Here is a 2,866-nt window from a genome sequence, read left to right as displayed (position 1 = left end):
AGGCGGTTATCCAATCGGCACACAAGAAGATGTGCTTTCATTGATTTCTGGCGGTTTTGATTCGGGCGTTTCAAGCTATATGCTGATTCGTCGTGGTTCTCGTGTGCATTACTGCTTCTTTAATTTAGGTGGTGCAGCACATGAAATTGGTGTTAAACAGATGGCGTACCATATTTGGAACCGTTATAGCACTTCACATAAAGTACGCTTTGTAGCAATCAATTTTGAAAACGTAGTTGGTGAGATTTTAGAAAAAATCGATAACGGACAAATGGGCGTGGTGTTAAAACGAATGATGGTGCGTGCGGCAAGCAAAATTGCCGAGCGTTTTGATATTCAGGCGATTGTGACGGGGGAAGCTTTGGGGCAAGTTTCAAGCCAAACTCTGACTAATTTGCGTCTGATTGATAAAGCTTCTGATACGCTGGTGCTTCGCCCGCTGATTACCCACGATAAAGAGCAGATTATTGCGATGGCAAAAGAGATCGGTACCGATGATATTGCGAAATCTATGCCAGAATTCTGTGGGGTGATTTCTAAAAATCCAACTGTGAAAGCGATTGAAAGCAAAATTGTGGAAGAAGAAGGGTATTTCAACTTTGAAGTGCTAGAGCAAGCGGTACAAAACGCCCAATTCTTGGACATTCGCGAAATTGCACAACAAACAGAAAAAGAGGTTGTGGCTGTCGAAACCACCACAGAGCTTGGAGAAAATGATGTGATTTTAGACATTCGCAGCCCAGAAGAAATTGACGAAGCTCCGTTCAAATTGAAAGGTGTTGAAGTGAAAAAACTACCGTTCTACAAACTTTCCAGCCAATTTGCTGAACTAGAACAGTCGAAAAACTATCTGCTTTACTGCCAACGTGGGGTAATGAGCAAATTACAAGCGTTGTATCTGAAAGAGAACGGGTTTAATAACGTGAAAGTTTTTCGTTTGAAATAAGTTAGCATAATAAACAAATAAAGGCATCAGAGATGAAACCCTGATGTCTTTAACTAAATTGTATACCTTGCATTAAGTTAAAAGGTTATTTTCTGTTTTTCATATTAGAGAAAATATTTGCCAAAATTGGACCTGAAACGTTGTGCCAGAAGCTAAATAATGCACTTGGTACGGCAGCAATTGGATTAAAGTGAGCCGCAGCTAATGCAGCACCTAAACCAGAGTTTTGCATTCCTACTTCAATTGCAATTGCTTTGCTGTCTGCTATGTTTAATTTGAATAGTTTTGCAGCAAAGAAACCAATTAAATAACCCAAACAGTTATGTAACACGACGACGCTGAAAATTAACAGGCCTGATTCTACAATCTTATCTTTGCTTACTGCTACTACCGCCGCTAAAATTAAGACGATTGAAATAACCGAAACTAAAGGCATGGTTTGGCTTGTTTGTTCAATTGCTTTCTTAAATAACGCACGCACGACTAACCCTAAGAAGATTGGGAAAAGCACCATTTTTAGTACAGATAAAAACATTGCAGATGCATCAATATCTAACCATTGGCTTGCAAGAACATAGAAGATTGCAGGGGTTAATAATGGTGAAAGTAACGTAGAAATTGTTGTGCAAGCAACTGAAAGTGCGGTATTTCCTTTTGAAAGATAAGTCATTATATTTGAAGATGTGCCTCCTGGGCAAGAACCGACTAAAATGACACCAACTGCTAAATCAGGCGGTAAGTCAAAGGCTTTAGCGAGCACAAAAGCGATAGATGGCATAATAAAAAATTGTCCAACTACGCCAATAAAGACCGATTTTGGATGTTTTGCCACTTCGCCAAAATCATTGAAAGTAAGAGTAATACCCATACCGAACATAACCAAACCTAAGAGGTAAGGAATATAAGGAGCAAAGATTTTAAATTCTGCGGGGAAGTAGAACGCAAGAACAGCAAAAACAATAGCCCAGAGTGCGAACGTTTTGCTCACGAATTTAGTTAGTTTAAGGAGAGCTTGCATATAAAGTCCTATTTTATTATGAAAAGGACTTACCATTCTAATCGGCTTTTGTAAAAAAATAAAGAGATGAAAAATCTATTTAACGTAAGCTTTTCATCTCTTATAAATTTTAAATTAGCCTAGTATATTAATAAACCAAGTAATCACAAATAAGTTGATAATATCAACAAAGAAAGCCCCTACAAGCGGTACGATTAAGAAAGCTTTATGCGAGGGTCCAAAGGTTTGTGTTACAGATTGCATATTTGCAACTGCTGTTGGTGTTGCACCTAAACCGAAACCACAGTGACCTGCTGTTAAGATAGCTGCATCGTAATCTTTACCCATAATGCGAAAAGTCACAAAGTAGCCATATAAAATCATAACGATAGTTTGAACAACTAAGATGATTAACATTGGGCCTGCTAAGCCTGCTAATTCCCATAATTTAATGCTCATTAATGCCATCGCTAAGAATAAACTTAATGAAGCGTTACCAAATACATCAATTGCACGGTCGAACATATCGAATTTGAATACTTTGGTTAATACATTGCGTAAGATAACACCAAAACCTAATGCCCAAACGAATTGTGGTAAGCCTAAATCGGCAAATTGAGCCGCCATTACAGAAGAGAAAGCTAAACACGCAGCGAATAATGCCATGGTTTCAATGGTTGAACTAGCGGTAATAAAACGAACGTGATCTTTTTCTTCGAAAGTTTCACCATCATATTGTTCGTCAGAAGTTTCAACCCGTTTGGATGATACCTTTTTATCGCGTTTTAAGTTATTCACTAAGCGACGAGCAACAGGTCCACCGATTAAACCTCCAGCTACCAAACCGAAAGTAGCAGATGCCATTGCCATTTCCATTACGCCTTGTAAGCCATATTTATCCGCAAATACTTTAGCCCAAGCCG

3 protein-coding genes are annotated in these 2,866 nt (G+C 38.6%); 1 reads left to right on the top strand and 2 read right to left on the bottom strand.

Annotation, left to right across the window (positions count from 1 at the left end; all coding sequences use genetic code 11):
• On the top strand, positions 1 to 946 hold a 946-nt coding region (thiI, locus tag KH943_RS09765), incomplete at its 5' end, for a thiazole biosynthesis protein (RefSeq protein WP_304110397.1).
• Between the two features lie 85 nt (positions 947 to 1,031).
• Here thiI and KH943_RS09760 read toward each other — a convergent pair.
• Positions 1,032 to 1,964 (bottom strand): bile acid:sodium symporter family protein, encoded by a 933-nt coding sequence (locus KH943_RS09760; RefSeq protein WP_304110396.1) that lies wholly within the window; start codon positions 1,962 to 1,964, stop codon positions 1,032 to 1,034.
• A 114-nt stretch (positions 1,965 to 2,078) separates the two neighbouring features.
• On the bottom strand, positions 2,079 to 2,866 hold a 788-nt coding region (gene gltS, locus KH943_RS09755; protein WP_304110395.1), incomplete at its 5' end, for a sodium/glutamate symporter.

The organism is Haemophilus parahaemolyticus, assembly GCF_018373095.1.
Classification (GTDB): Bacteria; Pseudomonadota; Gammaproteobacteria; order Enterobacterales; family Pasteurellaceae; genus Haemophilus_A; species Haemophilus_A parahaemolyticus_A.
This window is presented reverse-complemented; position numbering and strand designations above follow the sequence as displayed.

Excerpts from the sequence above, each read along its gene's own strand:
- KH943_RS09760 (WP_304110396.1), bottom strand. The coding sequence starts at position 1,964 with ATGCAAGCTCTCCTTAAACTAACTAAATTCGTGAGCAAAACGTTCGCA.